The organism is Oligoflexus tunisiensis (genome assembly GCF_001748245.1).
Classification (GTDB): Bacteria; Bdellovibrionota_B; Oligoflexia; order Oligoflexales; family Oligoflexaceae; genus Oligoflexus; species Oligoflexus tunisiensis.
On the sequence record NZ_BDFO01000001.1, the window covers coordinates 1,930,886 to 1,952,042 of the forward strand.

A 21,157-nucleotide genomic window follows, 5' to 3' on the forward strand; every position below is an offset into this window, starting at 1 on the left:
AGCCAGGATTGAATCAGAATTTATTCCAATAATCTCAATGGGATTTTCTTGACAGATGAAATTCGGCTGCGGAAATGTCCGGCGGTATCCTTGTTTGTCGTCCTGCCTGAAAACGATATCTGCATCAAACTAAGCCTTAATGGCTTAACATGATCTGGACTCGACAATAGGAGCATTGTATACCCGCCACACAAAATGGTTAGTCGCTTCTTTCGGGGTGACAGTCGGCAAATGCATTCGACCCTGCTCCATCCACGAGAAACGATCACTATCTAAACCGGAGTCTTTCACTACTCCCACGCTTCATAGGTGGCAAATATGTCCAAACTATTTATGAGCATGATTTTCACGGCCTTATGGTGTACCACCGCGTTCGGTGCGGAGTTGAAAACTCTGCGTCATCCGCTATGTGGGGTGGAGCTTTATTTCACCAAAGTTGACCAAAAGTGTGGAGCGGGTCTCTACTTTGAAAAGAGAAGCCCCTCCTGTGAAGTCGAGGCTTACAGCGAGCGCAGTGATATAGCCTGCGGCACCGAAATGAAAAACATAGAAATCTGTGCCCGCCCACCCAGGTGCCCAACCTGTGAAATCAGATGCCGTTATGAGCTTAGAGAGGTTCGTAAAACCTGTCGTCTGCCTCAGTTCGGGGTTGAGAGCTACAAAAGCTGTCGGCATGCCAGCCATGGAATTGAAGCCTATGCCAGCTGTCGCCTTCCGGAATTTGGTATTGAACGATACAAGGAGTGCGCATTTTACAAAACTCCTGAAGAGCTTGAAGCGTATATCACAGAGGTATCATTATCTCTTGAAAACTATACCCAAATTCTTCCGATGAGGCAGGCCGATCTTTATAGCAAAATTCGCGATGAAGCATCGTTTAAATGCCTGATCGAAAAATACGACGGTCAGGACTTCATGGAAGAGGTGGTTATAGATCTTAAGGACAAATTCTTCCTGATGTTTGGTTACAAGTATGATGAATCTGAAGTCGATTGCACGCAAACCGAGATTGACACGAATCCCGAAATTAGAGCAGGCGAGCTTACGTGCGCTGGCTATACCTATGACACCCTGAGAACCCTTGCTCAACCTGATGGAATGAGCAAAGGCCTTTTCGATAATTTTGTCAAGAAGTGTCAGGCGAAGATCGTATACGACAACATTGCGAATTGGTTTACAACCAAGAAAGAGGAAGTTTCCCTTTTTCAAGATGATCTCGCAGCCAAAAATGACGCAAGCCTCAAAAACCGTCTCCTTGAATTGAAGAGCCGATTGGAGAAGGTGTCGAATTGAAATCTGCAATAATGGAGCGAGGCATGACACGCAAATTATCCATAGTTCTTGTACTGCTTGGAATGGCTTCTGCTGCGAAATCTCCAGCCCGAGCTGAGGTGAAAACTGTATCGGGCTGTTCCATGTCGGTTTCAAAGAGCCTGCTTCCTTTTGATACCCTGGTTTACTTAAGAAACGGCCTAAGAAATGGTTGTGTTCCAAGGCTCAAGGAGTTGAAGGAGTGCTCAGACAAAGCCGATGCATTATCAAGGCAGCTTCGTAGAATGTCCGAGGAATTTTCAAGCGCCCTGGAGCACAGCGGGGTTGGTTCTGGCACGATGTGGCAGAGGTATCTGTCGCTAAAAGATGAAACTCTTGCAAAGCAAGAGCGGATTGGAGCCCTGATCAATGAATTCAAGGATATTCCGAAGGATGAAGCAGCTATCCTGAGGCAAATGTCCAACCTGGAAATAAAGTTTGCAGCTGAGATCAGTTCGCTAACTGAGGTCTTCAATAAGGAAAGCCGTCTGCTGAGGGCTATTGATGTGCTTCAATCCGACCTTGAAGCCTTCGGGCTTGCAGGGGGACTTAAACTTCAGACTGATGCCGGTGGTGACTGCAATTACAAGGAGATTGAAGGCAACTGGAGCAAGGTTAAGCAGATTGCTGATCACATGGCGTCTGAACCTGCAGTCATTAGCAACGCCATTGTTAAGAGCCGGGAGACCCGGGAAGCACTGGTGCAATATGCATTTGCTTACTTCCGCCTCGCACTTGAGACGGCGTACAGAAATGCAATCATCGGCGGTCTCTCTGAACTTGGGGGTAAGCTGGATGCCGTCCTTCAGGCAAAGACCATTGGTGCAGAGTTCGAGGCCTGGGTGACATTCACCGCGACGGAGCCGGACAGGAATCAGCTGGAGTCCGTCTATCTTCAATATACGCGTCCCTTGGCTCTGGCGGTTAAGGATCACAATACCAGTAAGAATTTTCAATCAAGAATGAAAATCATAGCTGACCATTATCCGGACGTTGCTGCCCCATACATCAGCCGCATGGAAAGCATGATTGGGTACTTCCAGGAAAAGGTTGATCGAATTGGCAAAAAAGGATGGCAGGGATATTTGACGAGCCAGAAGGCATGGGCCGGAAGGTATGTAGCCAACCCTGCAAAAGTCACGGAACCATGCGTTCGATCCATGAACGAATACCTGACCACATTTTCCATCGTTGATTCGTTTGACAGGTATCAGGAAGCTGAAGCCACATACAAGACTGCAGCTGAAATTTGCAGAAGGAAATGACGATGAGACTTTATTTTACCATATTTCTGCTTGCCCTTGTCGGCTGCATGCCGCTCAAGGATTCCGTTTCGAATTTGAAAGACCTCAACTGTCCAAATGGAACCATTCCTATAGATTCTCCCTCGGGCATGGTATGTTCAGGACCCATAATTTATATTGATCCGAAAACTGGGCAGCTCAAGGCTGGCAATGTAGTCGCAGTTATAACCCAGGGTGTAGAGCAGGACTTAACCAAAGATGAAGTGATGCTTGCCGCCATAGGTCCCTATCTGCCTCCCCAGTACGAAGGGTGGATATATGCCATTCGCGCCAAAGCCTACAGAGATGCCTGTAAAAAGGTGCAGGGTGATATTGCTGTTCTTGAGCAAGAAGCTGGAGAATTGGCCAAAGGAACGAATGAAGCCCTTGGCAGCCTCCAAACTGAGCAGGGAGGGCTTGAGAAAAGCGCCAGCCAAAGCGGATTTGGTCAGCGCGATGCGTTCGCTGGGGAAGTCGGAGCGTTCGAGCAGCAGTCCAGTCAGCAGCTTTCTACATTCAGTGGCCTTATCCCGCCACCTGAAGACATTCCCGCGAATGGGCAAACGCCTGAGCAGCTCTTCCCCGAGCAGGCCAAATGCGAAATGGGCCAGAACCTGGTCGATCATGCTGAGCAAAAGGTGGAGGAGTTCAAAAATCAGCCCGATTATGAAGTCAGGAAAGGCCTTGTTGGTGTTGCGAAATCAGCTATAGAAGGGGCAAGGACCAGCTATCAGGAAGGCAAGATTGCCCAGGGTGATGCACTCTATAGCGTTGCCACCACTGCCGCTGATATCGCACTGAGCCTTAATCCCGTGACGGCTTTTGGCAAGGATCTCTATGAAGCGTGGACTGGCCGCAACGCTTTGACAGGTCAGCCGCTCACGAAGTTTGAAAGGACCCTGGCCTATGTCGGAGTGTTTACTGGAGGTGTCGGGAGCAAGATAGCTCTCGCTGTGAAACTTGGGGCATTCATCAAAATCGGCAAGGGGATGGACGAGCTGGCTGAAGCCGAGCGCTTCATCAGGTCCGCAGAAAGCCTGGGTATCAAAGGCCCTGTTGATGTTAAGTCATTCAGTGATGTAGCTAATAAAATGGGCAAATCACCTGAGGACCTAGCCGAAGCAGTAAAGTCTGGAAAGGGTCTGATAGGTCGAGATTTTGAGGAACACTTGGCTTCGAAGTTGGGCGGGCAACCCAGCTTCAAAATGGGCGGCCGGGAATTTGACGGAAAGGTTGGAAATGCTTGGTTTGAAGCAAAAACTGGTGCATATTGGGACAAACTTGATACTCCCAATAATCCGACACTCGCAGATTTTAAGTCTGATATGGGTTCAAGACTTAGTATAGCTCAGAACAATGGGGCCTCATATCATTTGATTTCAAACACACCGATAAGGCAAGATGCAAAAGATTATCTCATTAAAAAAGGGATAACCTATGTTGACCTGTGGAGGTAATCGATGTCGAACTCAGCATTTACGCGAATTGATATTGATAAAGCGACAGACTTCATCAAGTTGCTTAGCGTGCTTCTCGGTAGCGCCTGGAAAATGGAGTTTAATGGAAAAGTGAATTACGTCCCGCTTGGAAAGGAATTCGGCGAATGGACTATTAAGCAATACAATAACGATCAAGAGGTTTTGAAAGAAGTTGAAAGGAAAATCGACCTTAATGAAGACATAGCCATCAGTCTTTTTTATGATAATCTTGCGACAGGCGTTGACATCATATTTAAGCCGGGCAACAGCCAAGTAACATTTGGATGGAACATTAACCGAATTGAAGAAAGTTCAGGAAAGCTTGACTTCCTATGGTATACAGATCGACTCAAAAAATCGCTACAGAAGGAATTTGGCGGTAAAAAGCTTTTATCATTCGAATATGATTCTGGAGCGCAACTCATCCAGAGTCGCGAAGATACTCTTTGATCTGGTAAACCTTGATATGGCAATGGATTCCAGATTCACAGCTTGGCGCTGGACTCATGTTAGTTCGGGGATCGGATGAGGACACGATGAAATATTTCTTACCTTGTTTGAGTTTCTTCGTGCTATATGGGTGTGTAACGGTGCCCAAAACTTCTGTGTGGTTTCCGTTCGAAATGTACAATAACCAAGTTGTTGTTGATATTGCCGTCAAGGGTCATCCTGTAAAAGCCCTGATTGATACTGGAGCTTCGATGACGGTGATAGACAAGAAGCTCGCTGTTTTTTTGAACATTAAATCTGATTTGTCAGGACACACCTCGACCATTGCTTCTTCGGATAAAACTGATTTTGCGGTTGGCGTTCCCTTTAGTTTTTATGGCGAAGATATAAAGCATAATGTTGCGATTCGAAACCTAAGTGGAGTCGGCTGGAAAGTGCTTCTCGGTTCCAGTTTGCTCAAGGGTGTAGTAGTGGAGTTCGACTTCCCAGGAAGGAGAATGCGCTTTCATGACCTCGGAGGGAAAAGGCACCAAAGTCCGACGAAGCCTATTAAACTTATCAAAAATAACTCATTATATTACACTATACTCAATATTGATGGAATACCTCGCAAGTTTCTCATTGATACAGGGGCCGTATTCCCATTAGCGGTCCCTTCTTCAAGGGCAGAAATAGAAAAAAATATCTCCGATGGAAAAAGCTCCATTAAAATAATGGGCGCCCACAATGAAGAAACAGAAGGCTATATCGATGTGGCGAATCCTTTTGCAATAGGAAGCTATACATTTAGCAAAGCAAAGATTGCTTATTACGATAGAAAGTCCGGTGCTTACATCGAAGGCATCCTCGGAATGGGTCTTTTCAAAAGTTTGACACTAATAATTGATGTGCAAAATAATGAAATGTATCTCGAAGCTTATGAGTGACCCAATCCCATATGCCGACCAAAGGATACCGAGTTCACCCACTACCGGCGATCGCTGAGGATCGCCCAGGATTTCACTTGCTTCCAGCATACTTGACAATAATTGTCACGGATGGGTCATCCTGCAGAGACATGACAACGGTCTTGGATTCCGGTTCGACGGCCGTTGCGCGCACCGTGGCATCTCGATAGACGAATTCTCTGCCTTCGGAAGCGTCGGCGGCGACCAGATCGAAGTCCGCTGGCTGCACTTCAATCAAAATTCCTGCAGGCGCTTCACTGGCGCTTTCCATCAGCTTGACAGCTTTTGAGATTCGTTGTGTCACCGGATGCGCAGTGGGATTCGAGATGGCAATCCTTTACGCCGTATTTGGCCGAACTGCGAGGTGTCCGGTGCCCAATTGAAATTTACCAAACCTATAAAAAATTTTGCAAATAGTCGCAGCTTCGCGAGTCATTGCTATTTTATAATCTGTTTCTGGAGCAAGCATGAAAAGTTATGTTATGCAGCGGATCCTTGCGTTCTCATTCGTAATGCTCATCCCGGCCTGTGGACAGGTGCCATCCAATGATTCATCCCTGAAATGGGATCTATACGACGTCTCAGTAAAGGGGTATCCATACTAACTTATCAACAAGGTCGATAACCGGGAAATCAAGGTCTATATTGAAGGCGAGGAAAGTCTTTTGCGCATGCATATCACCGAATCTATCCAAATGTGGACTGACCCACTGCCAGTGTCTGTGAAGGTAACCTTCGTTTCAAATAGGTTTGAAGCGGATCTGGCTGTACTGGTTGTGCCAAAGGGTTTCCGGCCGACGTGAATGGACCAATGTAACTCCATTTGATATTCCTGAAATCACGTTGTTCCAAAACCATAAGCGAACTGTTCTGCTGCATGAAATGGGCCATGCCTACGGTCTGAAAGATACCTATGTGGTCTACAAAGACCCGGTAACCGGTGCTGAAACCTCCGTCTGTAACCTTGACGGCCCTCAACCGCAGAGTATTATGTGCCTCGGTGGAAACGGGCTCTATCAGCTCTATCCGGACGATAAGGGTTGAACCATTTCATTTCACTCAGTCTGCCGCGCGAGTCGATTCTGACTTGCGCAGGGGCTTTTGGCTCCTTGGGCTGCATAGGATGGTCAAAATAGCAATATAAATATTTGAACAGACCATGAGCCGCCCTCTGTTCAGCATGCTTTTTCTTCATTCTGGACCAGAATTGGTCGTATGCAATCCTACCTAATAGTCCAGGAATACGTTGATTATTGTAGAAACATATGGTTACCATAAAAGCAATCAAGGAGAGAAAATGCACTTGACGCTGAAGCTCAAAATACAGCCTGATGCTGAGGCCCAAAGTAAACTTTGGGAAGTCTCCCATCGCTGTACTGAGCTTTGGAACGCATGTGTTGAGCAGAGGAAAGATAGCCGATCATGGGGAAAGGTAAACGTTTTTTCCCAGAAAAAAGAGCTGCCGGCACTCAAAAAAGAGTGTCCTGAGTTCAAGGTTCCATCTTCGCAGGTCCTGCAAAACGTGGTCTTTGATCTTGATTCAGCCTATAAGATGTTTTTCACAAAGAGAAGACAAGGCGACCAGAACGTCGGCCAGCCAAGGTTCAAATCCCGTAAATATTTCTACACCCAGGAATACTCGCAGCCAAAGACTTCCTTTGTTCTGGATGATGGAACACTTCGGCTTGCCTACGGCAAAGGCCCAAAGGATTGGATATCGGTAACCCTTCCTGATTATTCGTGGTCGCTCCTCGGAACCCCGAAAACCATGAAAATCGGAATTGACGAACTTTCCAAGGACTGGTTCGTCTGCTTGTCCCACGAAATAAGGGAAGAAAGGCCACGGGAGTCTGGACACGTTGTTCTTTTTGATCCAGGCTGTAAAACGGCATTGACGGGGATTAAGACAGACGGGACATTTTGGGAGTATGATCTTTCCCCCTTAAAAAAGTTCAACATGAGTACATATAAGCTCATTGATGAGATGCGCTCCAGACTGGATCTCTTAAAAAGCAGGACTTCCAATGCGGCACGAAGGTTAAGAAAGCTCATCAAAAAGATGTTTCGAAAAATCGGAACCAGGACCAAAACATATCTTCATGCCCTGGCCAATCAGATTCTACTGGACCATCGTGATACAAAGGAATTTAAAGTAGGAGACTGGGATAAGAGAGAAACTCTTGCCGATACGGGCTGCAGTTTTGCAAACAGGAGAATCAATAGGGCGGTTCAAAATAACAACCCTCTGCAAAAGCTCATCGACATTCTGAAGTACAAGGCCCAGCGTCTTGGTCAGAAGCTCCAAAAAGTTGATGAAAGAGGCACGACGCGAACCTGCTCCAATTGTGATCACAAGCTGAAGAATGGCCTTAAGCCGGAGATTCGGGCATTTTCCTGCCCCAAATGCGGGTTTCAATTTCCGAGGGACCATCAATCATGTCTTAATCTTCTGAAAAGATACGAATCAGCGGTGTGGCACCGCCTTCCCGGGATTTATCCGGGCCGTAGCCGGAGAGTATCGCTTGCGCCATTCTCCTGCAAACTTCAAGAGTCCTGGAAGATTCTTCCAGGGCTCTCTGCATCCTAACTACAGGATGCTCGGGAATTTATTCCCGAGAGGATGTCACGAATCTGGTAGTGTCGCAATATACCCGAACAGGAGCCCGTTCATGTATTTCGAGACGATTCAGCAGTTCCAAAAAGTGCTCGGCAACCTCGAAGCCATCCTTGTGAAGGCGAAACATCATGCGGATCGGCGCGGCTTTGATGCCAACAACTTTCTCGGCATGCGGCTCACTCCCGATATGTTCCCTCTGGTCCGGCAGATTCAGATCGCCACCGACACGGCCAAGGCTACCGCTGCAGGACTGGCTGGAAAGGAAGCGCCCCTCTATGAGGACAACGAAACGACGCTGACTCAGCTGATCGAACGCGTTCGTTCCACGCGGGCTTTTCTCCAGGGTTTCAAAGCCAATGACTTTGCCGGGGTCGAGGCGCGGAAAGTGAAAGTGCCGAGCACACCGGGCAAGGCGATGCGAGCGCCTGATTATGTGATGCAGCGCGCTGTTCCCAATTTTTATTTCCACGTGACCACGGCCTACGCGCTTTTGCGGCAAGGCGGAGTCGATTTAGGTAAAAAGGATTTCCTTGGCGATCTACCTATGATAGATCTATGAATCGCGGTCGCGAGCCTGGTCAAAACATAGGCATGTGGCCCCAAACATGCCTTTTTGACAAATTACGGGTATTACTCGGTAAACGCAAGCTGGGACTACGCTTGCGGACATTTGAAAAGAAATGACCTATCCTACCCTGAAAATTTGTGATAACAGAGGCCCCACTGTGTAACTTGGGCTTGGCCCAAACCACTCATTTACGTGCGACGCCGTTCCTTGGGGTCGCCCTAAAGAAACGAGATCCACTTGTCATTATTCTCTGATTTGAACTTAAGTTCCGAAGTCTTGCGCGCTATTCAGGAACTCGGCTACGAGAAGCCAAGCCCGATTCAGGCTCAGGCTCTGCCGATCCTCCTGGAACAAACCTGTGACTTTCTGGGTTTGGCCGCGACCGGTACCGGCAAAACTGCCGCCTTTACGATTCCCATGTTGGAACGCATTGATCCCGCCAGACGGGAAGTTCAGGCCCTTATTCTCTGCCCAACCCGTGAACTCGCCATGCAGGTGACCGAGCAGGTCTCCCTCCTTGGCAAATATTTGGGTGTCACCGCTCTGCCGATTTATGGCGGCGCGAGCTACACCGATCAGCACCGCGGCCTGCATCAGGGTCTGCCGGTAGTCGTGGGTACCCCAGGTCGTATCTGTGACCACATTCGTCGTGGCACATTGAACCTGGAAAGCCTGCAGCTGATGATCCTCGATGAAGCCGATGAAATGATTTCCATGGGCTTCAAGGACGACCTGACCGCAATCCTGGACTGTCTGCCTGAAGGTCAGGCCAATACCTGGCTGTTCTCGGCCACGATGAGTTCTGATGTCCGGCGTGTGGCGGATACCTACCTGAAAAATCCTCAGCAGGTTCAGGTCAACCGTACGGAAATGGTCCCGACTGCGATTGAACAGCGCTATTACGTGACCCATGAGGCGAACAAGCCTGAAGTGTTGCGCAAGCTGGTCGACTCCGTGGATGATTTCTACGGTCTGGTCTTCTGTCAAACCAAGGCTTTGGTGAGTGACCTCACCATGTATCTTCTGGATCGCGGTTACCGCGTGGATTCCCTGCACGGCGACAAGAGTCAAGCTGCGCGTGAATTGACCATGAAGGCTTTCCGTGATCGGAAGGTGAAACTCCTGATCTGTACCGATGTCGCGGCTCGCGGCCTCGATGTGAAGGATGTCACGCACGTGATCAACTATTCGATTCCGAAGGAATTGGATAGCTATGTCCACCGGATCGGCCGAACCGCGCGTTGCGGCAAGTCCGGTTTCGCCCTGAGTCTGATTTCGCCCCGTCAGCGCGTGCTGATCGCCCAGATCGAACGTCTGACGAAGAGCAAACTCCTGGAAGGCACCATCCCCACCCGCAAGGAGCTGGGCGTGAAAAAAGTGGCCTTCTATCTTCAGAAGTTCCAGGAGCCCGCAGGTTATGCGCGCGCCGTGGAAGCTCTGGGTGATGACTGGAAGGAATTGCTCGCCACCATGACAGCTGAAGAAGTCGCGGGCCGTTTCCTGGCTCTGACCTTCCCTGAGATCTTTGCTGAGCGTGAACCGGAACGCTCGGGATTCCCGGCCACGGGCTTCCCATCCTCCGGCGAACGTGGGGGCGCAGGTCCACGTCCGGTACGTGGTGACAGTCGCATTCGTCCGGTCGTAACTCCGGCTTCGCGTTCAGAAGGAACGCGCGCCTGGGACAAGGTCAGCAGCGCACGCACGGCTCGCCACGACGAGTCAGGTGATGATAAGGGCCGCAAGGGCAAACCCTTTAAGAAATACCCGGCCGCTGCTGTTGGCAGCAAGTTCGCCGGTAAAGCGAAAAAGCCTGGTAAGAAAACAGCCTGGGCGAATCCTTAACGAAGGGGCGAGTTTACTCGCCCTTTTTAATGTCTGCGGGAGCGCTGGCTCGTCTACTCTTCGTCCTTGAGCGGTTCCGCCAGCTGGGACCAGTCGCGGGGGAAAAGACTGCGAAGGCGATAGACGCCCTCCCGCCTTTGGACCAGCCCGAGTCCCATCACTGCGCCTGCATACAAGGCGATGACATAACCATCGCTCTCGATATCGCTTGCCTCCGCCTCACTCAGAAATAAATCCTCACCCTTGGCATAGGCCATGAATTGCGTTCGATTCAAATGAACGCGATTTTTGCGTGCGGTCAATCCCCAGATGCGTGCGGCGGCTGTCGACAGTTTGGGAAACTGAAAATTGATCTTCATAAAATTTTGGCCTAATTCCTCGAGGCGCAGGGTCTCAGGGATTTCATGCGGCACGGGGTGATAGCTCAATTTCTTCGGCGTGCGATGAAAGATCGTGTGCGTATCCCAGATCGCAGCGGGAAAATCAAAGCGTTCCTGCAGAAAGGCCAGCTCATTGATGCCGACCTGATCTTCGGTCTTCCTAAGGGGCAGGCGATAGGCGGGGCCTGGTCCTTTCACGAGAACGCAGATAAAAAATCCGCCGCTATCATTTTGATGAGGCCAGATGCGGAGAGCCCGGGCCACGCGCGGATCAAAGGTCTCTTGTTCAAAGGCAGTCAGGCCTGAGGAATGGTTCAGTCCGGGCACAACCACCGGCAGCACATCGAGATCCGGATGAGCCTTCAGGATGCGATCGATCACCACCTCGTTTTCCTCGGGGCGGAAGGTGCAGGTGCTATAAACAATGCGGCCACCCGGACGACAGGCTTCCACCGCTCTTTGCAGAATGGCCAGCTGAATGCCGTTGTAAAGCAGGGCGCCGGGCTGCTGCTGGTGATACATGATCCGCGGATTTTTCCGCACCGTGCCCTCGCAGCTGCAGGGCGCATCGACCAGCACGCGATCGAAGAAACCATCCGCGCCTTTGAAATGCGCGCCATTGCCCAGAGCTGTGGAAATGATGCTGAGCCCCAGTCTTTGGCTATGCGAACGCAGGATGCGCAGGCGATTGAAATTCCAATCGTGTCCCACGACCGTGCCCTGATTTTGCATGGCCAGGGCGATCTGCATCGTTTTATTGCCGGGCGCGGCGCAGAGGTCGAGCACACGTTCGCCCGGCTGCGGATCGAGCAGGAGCGGGGGAATCATCGAGACCTCCTCCTGCAGATGATAAAAGCCCGCGAGATATTCAGGCTGCGTGCCTGGCCTCGACGCCTCGGGCACGCGAAAGGCGTCCGGACGCCAGCTGAGAGGCTGCACGGATTCCTGCGGCCAGGGCATCAGATCAAGCAGGGCCGCGGACGGGATGGCCCGGGTATTGACCCACAGTGTGGTGGGCAGTGGCTTTTCGAGACTCGCGACAAACGCGGGCCAGTCGGGGCAGATATCACGATAACGCTGGAATTGGGGGCTAATTGACACGGAGGCTCCTGGACTTGAGGACGGCTGAGATTAGGCAGGAAGGGCGGTCCGGGCAAGGATTTTCAGTCGCATCCTTGCCGATTTCTCATCATAGTTGGGATAGACCGACAGCTGATTTTTTATAGGAGTCAACCATGTCACGTACCTCGCACGAAGTGGACTATGAAATTTTGGGGCAATCGCTTCAGGTGGTGGAAGTCGAGCTGGATCCCGGTGAAACGGTCATCGCGGAAGCCGGTGCCATGAACTACATGGAAGACGGCATCACCTTTGAAACCCGCATGGGCGATGGCAGCGAAGCCGGAGGCCTCCTGGGCAAACTGTTTGGAGCCGGTAAGCGCCTTTTGACGGGTGAATCGCTCTTCCTCACACATTTCACCAATCGTGGCATGGGCAAAAAACGCGTCGCTTTTTCCTCGCCCTTCCCGGGCCAGATCGTGCCGGTTGACCTGGGGCAATCGCGTCGCGCCATTATGTGCCAGAAAGATTCCTTCCTCTGCGCGGCTTACGGAACCCGTGTCTCCATGGCCTTTAATCGCCGCCTGGGTGCGGGATTTTTTGGCGGAGAAGGCTTCATCATGCAGAAGATGGAGGGGGACGGCAAGGTCTTCATGCATGCCGGCGGTCACGTCGTGAAAAAGCAGCTGAACAACGAGATCATTCGCATCGATACCGGCTGTGTGGTGGCGTTTGAGGAGGGCATTGACTTTGATATCGAGCGCGCCGGCAATCTGCGCTCCATGCTGTTTGGTGGCGAAGGGGTCTTTCTTGCCACTCTGCGCGGTACCGGTTCGGTCTGGATTCAGAGTCTGCCGCTCTCCCGCCTCGCGGATCGGATCATTGCCAGCGCGCCATCCGTCGGGGGCGCAGCGCATGGCGAGGGCTCCGTGCTCGGAGGCCTGGGCCGCATCCTGGATGGGGATTGAGATTTTTCCTTTCCGCGCGGAAAAAAATCTTGCGGCGCGAAAAGAATTCGGGCAATTATACATCTCCTCTGAGGGGGTTTAGCTCAGTTGGCAGAGCGCTAGATTTGCATTCTAGAGGTCAGCGGTTCGACCCCGCTAACCTCCACCAGAGAGGATATTGGGCTCGAGTATCTGTAACAGGCACTCGGCCCTTTTTTCTTTTGGGGCGTTTTTGCATAACACCCAGACATTTCATGGTCGGACGTTGACATCTCCGTACCAACTGCTGTTCAGGCACGCTACCCCATAGACTTGATTGCCAATCTGTTGGGCGAAGCCGGCTGTAAAACCTCGCGCCAGGCAAGCCCGATGGATGGCCGACACACACTCGTTGCTTTGTGCATGTGGAAATGCACAACCATTATGGAGTGATCTCAATTCGCTCAAAGAAATATCGCCATACCATCCTACGTTTGTACAGGCGACACCGTAAACCTGGTTGCCGATCTGCTGAGCCAACCCAGCACCATAACCTCGCGTATTACAGGCTTTCTGAATGGCTGAGACACATTCATTGCTCTGAGCCTCAGGAAATTGGCAACCGCCGTGATACCCTTTCAATTCGGCCACACTGATGTCACCGTAAAATGGAGCATTGAATGCTGCAATTCCGTAGACATTATCCCCAACTTGCTGAGCCAATCCTGCTCCACCAAGGCCTTGATGTGTGATGTAGGTGTGAATCGCTGACTGACAATCGTTGCTGTGAGCAAAAGGGAATGTACAGCCACCGTGGAAGTCGGCAAGGGTCACCGTGGGTTCAGGAAGTTCGGCGAGATTCTGATCTCCATAGCGGCGCTCGACGTCACGGGCATGCTCTTCAAATTTGTTATTGTGATAAGAGAAGCCCGCTTTGCACCAATCACTAAAATAATCGTGTCCGAATTTACTGAGACTTGAGCCGCGGGATGCCCACTGTTTCATATGAGTCATCTCATGAGCCAGCAGAGAGAGGGGAACGTCATTCTCTGCTGAATTAAAATAGATATGGGAACCGAAGGTTTGAGCGCCCGATGGATAATTGATATACTTATCGCCAACCTTAAAGCCATCAAGCATGGTAGCGCTGTAATGCACTCGAACGCTATCGACCAGCTCGCCGAATTCACGTCTCAACGCGAATTTGAATTTCGGGTGCAGCTGCTGCCCAGAGCTATGCCGACTGGCTTGTAACTCAGCTGCCGAGACGTACCCGGCCGCTCCATAATTACCAAAAGGTTCACACAAGACATCTTTGCCCAAGTCGTCGATGTCGGGTACGCATACTTTCTGGGCACAGCCTTTCATGGGCCATGGGCGCGGCAATAGACATTCTTCATGCTGACGGTCGGGGCAGGCCACGGCGTTTGCGCTATAGAGGGACAGCGCTGCAAGGAAGGACAAAGTCAATCGTTTCATAGTCTATTCTCCTCCTGCCAAAATTGGCAGGCAGGATTGAGACTCTGGATAGCCTCTCATATTGCACCGCTTATAGCGATTTTTTTGGCGCTATAGGCATGACCATGCTCATTAAGAAATACAAGTCGATGGAATGGAATGCATTTTTCCCTGGGCTGTGAATATTTTTGGTCCAGGGGTTTTTGGAAATCAAATCGGAAGTTCTGCTATCTAATATCCTCGATTAACTTTCATGCCTTTGCTCTGTCAAGCAGCGAGCGAATGCGATGACGATTCACAGGACCCAAAAGACCCTTCACTATGTTCTTGCTCTGATAAAAAACTTCGGTCCAGGTCCGACGACGTGGCCAAGTGTGGGGCAAACAAGGCGAAGGCACAAACTTTCCACTTTTGATGTCATAAAACTCGATGAAACGCATGCGGCCTTCGGTAGTTGCCGATTGCAGCGGAGCGTGGTAACGGCAATCTTCAAAAAAATAATGCGTGACCTGACTGTGACGTGAAGTCCCCGTCTTGCGAATAGGCGAGCCGCCGTGCAAAAGGTTGGCCGCCCAAATCACTGCCTGACCTTTTTTCAAATACAGCTCTTCACGCCGCAAACCTAATGACTCAACATAGCGCTGCATGAAGCGCTCGTAGATCTGATAACGCGCGCTGATCTGATTTTCCCGTCCCCCCAGGCCGAGGTCATCAAGGTTAATCACAGGAAGTTTGTGGCTGCCAGGATAATAAAAGAGTGGGCCGTTGTCCGCATTCACGTCCTCGAGCGCGAACCAGACGCCACACATGTAGCGAGAGGGAGTTGATTGAAAATGAATACAGTCGCTATGTACGCTTTGCTGCGTCCCCACCGGAAAATTAAGAGTCTGGAAAGGGATGGTTTGGCGTCCATAGAGGACATGGAGCAACTGAAGGATAGCGGGAGCTGTCGCCAGCTCACGCACTTCACGACAGTATTCCCAGGCGTTTTCCAGTCGTGTGGTCGTTCGACCATCCAGTGATCGTATGATACCCTGAGCGAGCCTGTCAAAGTCGGGAAGCGTAGGATCCAATTTCAAGATCCCTGTGCTCGCAAAATTGCGAACCTGCTGCTCCAAATCTGGCGACAGTCCTGCATCGCTGAGAATCTCCTCCCAGTAAGGTGATTCTATCCAGGGCATCTGTAATTCGCTGTGTCTGGCCTTGATCGACTGCTCCAGCTTGGCGAAGTCCAACTCACGCTCCTTCATGGGCTAATATAACTTTGCTCCAGGGACGATCTTGCCCTATTTGCCCACGCGGCGCAAATGTCAGAATAAAAATACTACGTCATATAGTTCAGGCTTCGGCTCCCGCCTTTACATTTGGTTTATCTGTAACAGGTACTCGGCCCTTTTTGTTTTTGACGCCATTGTCCCATGGGGAAAAAATTCTGCGGACCGGGTGGCCTGCGCTCCGTTATGGTCAGCTATGAACTAATTCATAGGACAGAATGAGGGCGGATGATGAAAAGTGTGAAGCCGCAGCCGGGATCCATCGAGGGGTTTTTCCATTCAGCCCCGGATGATCAACCTATCGTCATGATCAATCTTTTGAAATATCGCGAGAGGGCTCAGTACCCCGAAGGGAATGCGGAACCAGCCTGTTCCGGCCGTGAGGCCTACCGGCGTTACCAGGCTCAGGTGGTGCCCATGATCAAGGCTGTGGGCGCGAAAACAATCTGGATGGGATCTGTGCACAGTGCACTGATTGCTCCCGAAGGCGAGGCATGGGAAGATGCGTTTTTGGTGCAATATCCTTCGAAAACATCCTTTGTGCAGATGATTATGAGCCCTGAGTATCAGAAGGTGGTCCTGCATCGGATGGCCGCGCTGGAGGACTCGCGCCTGATCGCGACCGTGCCGCAGCACCCTTGAGCCCGGCACGGAGAATCCTTTAAATACTCTGTTGCAATCGAGCTGTGCCCCATTTGGCAACGCTCTCACAGAGGGTGATGCTGTCGATGGGCTTGCATAGAAAATCATTGCAACCGGCAGCAAGGCTGGCATCCCGCTCCTCCTTGGTGGCGTTGGCGGTCAGCGCCAGGATCGGCGAGGCATAGCCGAGGGCACGGAGCCTTGTGGTGGCCTCGAGTCCATCGAGGATCGGCATGCGGTGATCCATCAGAATGATATCAAAGTGCTGACTCGTTGCGGCTCGGATGGCCTCCTCTCCATTTTCCACGACCTCAACGTCTGCACCTTCATAGGTGAGAATGCGCTCATAGAGGGCCTGAATATCGATGCCGTCCTCGGCCAGCAGCACGCGAATGCCCTGCAGACTCGCTCGATGCCCTTCGATCTTGGGCATGGGCGGGGGAGCAGGCGCAAGGGAATGGCTGGTGCAACTCGAGGAGCCGGGACTCAAATAGATATCGAAACGGCTGCCTTTGCCTTCCTCGCTTTCCGTAAGGACGATGTCGCCGCCGAGCAGTCGTGCCAGTTCCCGTGAAAGAGTGAGGCCGAGGCCCGTGCCTTCATGATTTTTTGCGCCTGGCATCTTCGCCTGGCTGAATTGATCAAAGATCAGATCGCGCATGGGAGGCGGAATGCCGACTCCGGTATCCACCACCGACAGCTGCAGAAGACCCGTCGGACACAGACCGACCAGCAGTTTCACCCCGCCTTGATGCGTGAACTTGATGGCATTGCCGAGGAGGTTGATCAGGATCTGGCGGAAGCGGGTCGGATCCGTGAAAATCACTTCCGGCACTTGAGGGCTGCTGATCAGCTCCATCGTCAGATTCTTTTCCTTGGCCTTGCTGCGCAGTATATCAAAAACAAGGCCTATTTCATGAAACAGAAAGACTTCAGTGGAAGCCAGTTCAAACTTTCTTGCCTCGATTTTGGAGAGGTCCAGAACCTCACCAACCAGGTCCAGCAAGTGACGCGCATTGTTGCGGATGATTTCCACATACGTGGCCTTGGGGGAATCCGGGGCCTCCTCCCTTTGCAGAAGATCAGCAAAGCCGATAATCGACGACAGAGGTGTGCGAATCTCGTGGCTGAGGTTGGCAAGGAAGGAGCTCTTCGTTTGATTGGCCAGCTCCGCTTTCACCTTTTCCTGCTCATTCAACTCCGCGCGCTTGCGTTCGGAAATATCCTGGAGCGACAGGAGAAGAAGGTTCGAGTTGCCTTCCGCCCGGTCATCAAAACTCTCGAGGCGACGGGCGTTGATGTGGAAGGTTTTGATGCCGCCGGGAGCATTGCAGGTCACTTCATGATTTTCAAAGGATTGATCAGCATCAAAGACTCCTTGAAGTTTTTCACGCAAACCTTCCTGATGCCAGCCGGGGTTGCCCATTTCAAAGAATGATTGTCCATGCGATTGCACTGGACACGCATGAAAGGTTTCGTAAAATGCGGGATTCGCCATCACCACTTCATAATTTTTGTTGAGAACCAACAAGGGTTCCCGAACCGTATTGATGATACGTTCCGCAAAAATACGTAGTCGTCTTTGCATTCTCTTCCCACCTCAGGGGTAGCTACGCATGTCCATATGAGCTGACTGCGTTGCGTCCATCCGTAGTTTCATACCTCTGTTCGTGATGAAACACCAGATAATACATGATGTAAAGTCAAAGGGTCAGACCAGGTTTTGAGCAGCCAGATTCCAGGATATTCAAGAGAAAAACCGCATAAAATCCTGCTGCGCTTCATCTGGAATACCTGGTGAGAAAGGACTACGTGAAAGCTGTGAAGAAAATAAAAATTGTGTGCAAATCTTTGTGTCGCAAGACACCAGGTTTTGAATGGGTCGCTTCGCAAAGCGAGAAAGAGCTTGTTTTCAAGGCTTTCGCGCACCTCACTCCAAATTCCACCCATGGAGAGCTGACCGTGTTCCCAGGCGAAGGTCGCTGGGTGATAGGATGTAAACAATCTCATGGTAAAGAAAAATTAACCAATAGTATGCGCTTGAGTCTGCTTGGGTCCTGGCCTCATGGCTCTCCCTGAGAAAGCCTATCTGGATGCATTCTTCATCCCATTGCGAGCAAAATTTTTGAAATCTTTACCGGATACTTAAAGGGGGCTCGATGGTGTGCTTTCAAATAAATCAGTTGCCTGCGTCGTGACCATTCAAATGAACCAAAATTGCGGACGGGGGATTGGCAGTATCAATTTGACATTTACTAAGCCTTGGTCTAAACAGGGGCCTCGGGTTTTACTTCAGACCAAGAGGATGCATATGCATACGACCTTCAGGACCGCCAACGTCATGGCCCTCATGCTGTGTGTAGCCACGATCTGCGCCTGTGGTGGCAAGTCCAAAAAGAATAAAAGTGATGATTCGACTGGCAGAAAAACGACCGCGCCCGTCCCGGGCAATACCGGTGCCGCAACCACGAATCCAGCCCGCCCTGCGGGTGGTACAGGCACGCAACCTCAGACCAATCCTCCCGTCAGCGCCTGCAGCACCAACTATGAAATCGCTGGCACCGCGAATCCATTCCTGGCCGGTGCCGTGGAAGGTACCACGCTGGATTACGGCCGCGCTCCCATGGATGTCGCGCCTCTGAACGCTCCGGTTTCCGTGCAGGCCGATGATATCAAATGTTTCGATGCCGGCCGGCGCCTTTACTTCGAGGTTGCGGGAACCATTGCCTATGATGATCAACCCGAAGTTTTTTCGGATGCCGATGGGCAACCGGGTCAGGTGACCTCGCATACTCTTGGCAGTGTCAATGGCCTGTCCAATATCACCGCGCCGATCAACAGCCTCGTTGGTGTCTTCCTCGACGATACACCGATGGCGTCGCGTTCTGCGGCTCCGGCTCCGCTGGATTTCAGCACGGTGGAAGCGCGTAATTTTCAAACCCTGTCACCGCAGATTGGTCAGATCTTTTTCATCGGCGATGGCAAGGATGCGAACGGCATTCTGCAGTCTTTCGTCGTCCCGGCGGGCACCACCCGTCTGTATCTGGCCATCATGGATCAGTACGAGTGGTCCAATAACCAAGGCCAACTTTCCGGTAACATTCAGTGGGTCAAACCCTGAACATGACCGTGATCATGGCCCCTGGGTTCTGCCCAGGGGCTTTTTTTTATTCGAAAATTTTCTCGCGGATTTCCCAGAAATATTTCTTCTTGCGGGCAATGATAAAGACCGGCATGCGAAAGATGTGCTGATGCTGCAGCACATCATCGATGCTGGAAAAATTCCAACGCCGTTCCGGAATGCGCAGGTGCAGGCGCATGAAGTTATAGTAAAAGGCCCGCATGTCCTGGGATGAGTTGAACGGGAAAAATTCCTTCAAATGCTCCCCGTCGCAGTCATAGTACCGAAGCTCGAGATGCGTGCCGCCCTTGCGGTCGTGTTTCTTTTCAAAGACCATCGAGTCCGGACGCATGACATGAGCATCCTTCAGCGCCATGGCCTCCTTCAGTTTCTTGTCATTGTCCACCAGAGTCCGTTCACAGCTGCTGCAGACCCGCGCGGCGATATCGTTTTCGGCGCCGCATTGATCGCAGCGCTTGAAGCGAAAGCGGAAGGTGCAGGGAATGATTTTCAGCGTCCGGGGATCCTGCTGAGCGCCGCGGCATTTGCGGCCGTAGTGTTCGATCAGAATGCTATCCTCATCGACAAGGCCCCAGAAATCATTCTCATGCGAACAGAGCGGGCAGGTGACTTTGACCGGAATGGAGTCATCCGAGGGTTTGTCGTCATCAATGGTCGGGCTGAAGATGTCATGGCCGAGCCCGGTATAATCGAGGACCAGGCAATCCTTTTTCCCGGGGGATAAACGCAGGCCGCGGCCGACGATCTGCTGATAAAGGCTGACGGATTCGGTCGGACGCAAAAGGGCGATCAGATCCACATGCGGCGCATCGAAGCCGGTGGTGAGCACCGACACATTCACAAGATACTTGAGTTTCCGGTCCTTGAAATCCTGCACGATGCGATCGCGTTCGTGGGAAGCCGTTTCCCCCACCACAAGCGCTGAGGATTCTGCCGGGAGCAGGGAAAGGATTTCCTCGGCATGGCGCACCGAGGCCGTAAAGATCATCACGCCCTGGCGATCAGCGGCCATATCCACGATATTGGCGACGATCCCGGGCGTCACCCGCTTTTGATCCTTCAGAATGTTTTCCACTTCATTCATGGAAAACGTTCCCTGCCGCAGTCGGAGGCTGGAGAAATCATAGCCGGCCACCGGCGCATCGATTTTGATAGGCGGCGTGAGGAATCCGCCCTGAATCATGGTGCTGATCGACAGCTCATAGATGCAGTGCTTGAAAAACCGCTCCTCGTCGGTCCGCATCATGCCGCGCGCGTGGTACTGATAGATCCACCCGAGACCCAGACGATACGGAGTGGCTGTCAAACCCAGCACGCAGAGTTTGGGGTTGTTGGTCCGCAGGCGCGTGATGACCTGCAAATACTGGGTGTCGCCATCCGTCGCAACACGATGGCATTCATCAATGATCAGCAGGGAAAAGTCCTGAAAAAAGGCCGCATCAGCCCGCGCCACCGACTGGATGCTGCCGAAGATGACCTTGCTGGTCTTATCCTTGCGAGCCAGACCCGCGGAATAAATGCCGGCCTCCAGCTCATAGCTTTCGTATTTTTGATGATTCTGCTCCACGAGTTCCTTGACATGAGCCAACACCAGCACGCGGCCTTTGGCAATGCGCGCGAGTTCGGCGATCACGAGGCTCTTGCCGGCGCCTGTCGGCAGCACAACCACGGCAGGTTCACGTTGCTTTTGGAAGTGGCGTATGGCGGCATCCACCGCCTCCTGCTGATAGGGTCGCAGCTTATACATGGGTCCTCCTTCGGACGGATTTTAGCTGATTTT

General features: G+C 51.5%; 19 protein-coding genes and 1 tRNA gene. 14 read left to right on the forward strand and 6 right to left on the reverse strand.

Translation table 11 applies throughout. The features are described 5' to 3' along the window. Positions 1-318 precede the first annotated feature (318 nt). The 5 genes from OLTU_RS08390 to OLTU_RS08410 all read left to right on the forward strand — a co-directional run bounded on the left by OLTU_RS08390 (position 319) and on the right by OLTU_RS08410 (position 5,448). Complete coding sequence (locus OLTU_RS08390; protein WP_141732307.1) at positions 319-1,293, forward strand: hypothetical protein; 975 nt, start codon at positions 319-321, stop codon at positions 1,291-1,293. Between the two features lie 23 nt (positions 1,294-1,316). Next, entirely contained in the window at positions 1,317-2,576 is a 1,260-nt protein-coding gene (locus OLTU_RS08395) for a hypothetical protein (RefSeq protein WP_141732308.1), read from the forward strand. A 2-nt stretch (positions 2,577-2,578) separates the two neighbouring features. Next, a complete protein-coding gene (locus tag OLTU_RS08400) occupies positions 2,579-4,051 on the forward strand; it encodes a pre-toxin TG domain-containing protein (protein WP_176736444.1) in 1,473 nt (490 codons plus the stop codon). Between the two features lie 3 nt (positions 4,052-4,054). Continuing rightward, a complete protein-coding gene (locus OLTU_RS08405; protein ID WP_141732310.1) occupies positions 4,055-4,522 on the forward strand; it encodes a hypothetical protein in 468 nt (155 codons plus the stop codon). An 86-nt stretch (positions 4,523-4,608) separates the two neighbouring features. Further along, complete coding sequence (locus OLTU_RS08410) at positions 4,609-5,448, forward strand: aspartyl protease family protein (RefSeq protein WP_176736445.1); 840 nt, start codon at positions 4,609-4,611, stop codon at positions 5,446-5,448. Between the two features lie 73 nt (positions 5,449-5,521). Here the strand turns inward: OLTU_RS08410 and OLTU_RS08415 are convergent, their stop codons facing one another. Beyond that, on the reverse strand, positions 5,522-5,773 hold the full coding sequence (locus tag OLTU_RS08415; RefSeq protein WP_141732312.1) for a hypothetical protein: 252 nt from the start codon (positions 5,771-5,773) through the stop codon (positions 5,522-5,524). A 539-nt stretch (positions 5,774-6,312) separates the two neighbouring features. Here OLTU_RS08415 and OLTU_RS08420 point away from each other — a divergent pair. From OLTU_RS08420 to OLTU_RS08435, 4 genes are all read left to right on the forward strand, one after another. Continuing rightward, complete coding sequence (locus OLTU_RS08420; RefSeq protein ID WP_141732313.1) at positions 6,313-6,513, forward strand: hypothetical protein; 201 nt, start codon at positions 6,313-6,315, stop codon at positions 6,511-6,513. A 253-nt stretch (positions 6,514-6,766) separates the two neighbouring features. Next, a complete protein-coding gene (locus tag OLTU_RS08425) occupies positions 6,767-8,056 on the forward strand; it encodes an RNA-guided endonuclease InsQ/TnpB family protein (RefSeq protein ID WP_141732314.1) in 1,290 nt (429 codons plus the stop codon). A gap of 82 nt (positions 8,057-8,138) precedes the next feature. Continuing rightward, positions 8,139-8,645, forward strand: a complete 507-nt coding sequence (locus OLTU_RS08430) for a DUF1993 domain-containing protein (protein WP_141732315.1) — start codon at positions 8,139-8,141, stop codon at positions 8,643-8,645. A gap of 246 nt (positions 8,646-8,891) precedes the next feature. Next, positions 8,892-10,496 (forward strand): DEAD/DEAH box helicase, encoded by a 1,605-nt coding sequence (locus OLTU_RS08435; protein WP_141732316.1) that lies wholly within the window; start codon positions 8,892-8,894, stop codon positions 10,494-10,496. 53 nt (positions 10,497-10,549) lie between these two features. Here OLTU_RS08435 and OLTU_RS08440 read toward each other — a convergent pair whose 3' ends face one another. Then, positions 10,550-11,977, reverse strand: coding sequence for an RsmB/NOP family class I SAM-dependent RNA methyltransferase (locus OLTU_RS08440; RefSeq protein ID WP_141732317.1), 1,428 nt, complete (start codon positions 11,975-11,977; stop codon positions 10,550-10,552). Positions 11,978-12,111: 134 nt separating this feature from the next. Between OLTU_RS08440 and OLTU_RS08445 the strand changes: the two genes are divergently transcribed. Continuing rightward, positions 12,112-12,903 (forward strand): TIGR00266 family protein, encoded by a 792-nt coding sequence (locus OLTU_RS08445; protein WP_141732318.1) that lies wholly within the window; start codon positions 12,112-12,114, stop codon positions 12,901-12,903. A 72-nt stretch (positions 12,904-12,975) separates the two neighbouring features. Continuing rightward, a tRNA-Ala gene (locus OLTU_RS08450) sits at positions 12,976-13,051 on the forward strand. A gap of 83 nt (positions 13,052-13,134) precedes the next feature. Here the strand turns inward: OLTU_RS08450 and OLTU_RS08455 are convergent. Then, positions 13,135-14,340 (reverse strand): eCIS core domain-containing protein, encoded by a 1,206-nt coding sequence (locus tag OLTU_RS08455; RefSeq protein WP_141732319.1) that lies wholly within the window; start codon positions 14,338-14,340, stop codon positions 13,135-13,137. A gap of 230 nt (positions 14,341-14,570) precedes the next feature. After that, entirely contained in the window at positions 14,571-15,554 is a 984-nt protein-coding gene (locus tag OLTU_RS08460) for a phytanoyl-CoA dioxygenase family protein (protein WP_176736447.1), read from the reverse strand. 267 nt (positions 15,555-15,821) lie between these two features. Here OLTU_RS08460 and OLTU_RS08465 point away from each other — a divergent pair, with 267 nt between their 5' ends. Next, complete coding sequence (locus tag OLTU_RS08465; RefSeq protein WP_218109921.1) at positions 15,822-16,235, forward strand: DUF1330 domain-containing protein; 414 nt, start codon at positions 15,822-15,824, stop codon at positions 16,233-16,235. Between the two features lie 19 nt (positions 16,236-16,254). Here the strand turns inward: OLTU_RS08465 and OLTU_RS08470 are convergent, their stop codons facing one another. Beyond that, complete coding sequence (locus OLTU_RS08470) at positions 16,255-17,823, reverse strand: response regulator (protein WP_141732321.1); 1,569 nt, start codon at positions 17,821-17,823, stop codon at positions 16,255-16,257. A gap of 224 nt (positions 17,824-18,047) precedes the next feature. On the opposite strand from OLTU_RS08470, the gene OLTU_RS08475 reads away from it, so the two are divergent. Both OLTU_RS08475 and OLTU_RS08480 read left to right on the forward strand, forming a co-directional pair. Then, complete coding sequence (locus OLTU_RS08475; protein ID WP_218109922.1) at positions 18,048-18,314, forward strand: hypothetical protein; 267 nt, start codon at positions 18,048-18,050, stop codon at positions 18,312-18,314. Between the two features lie 232 nt (positions 18,315-18,546). Next, entirely contained in the window at positions 18,547-19,356 is an 810-nt protein-coding gene (locus tag OLTU_RS08480; protein ID WP_141732323.1) for a hypothetical protein, read from the forward strand. A gap of 46 nt (positions 19,357-19,402) precedes the next feature. On the opposite strand, the gene radD is transcribed toward OLTU_RS08480, so the two are convergent. Then, positions 19,403-21,124: a DNA repair helicase RadD gene (radD, locus tag OLTU_RS08485; protein ID WP_141732324.1), complete on the reverse strand. Its 1,722-nt coding sequence runs from the start codon at positions 21,122-21,124 to the stop codon at positions 19,403-19,405. Positions 21,125-21,157: the final 33 nt, after the last annotated feature.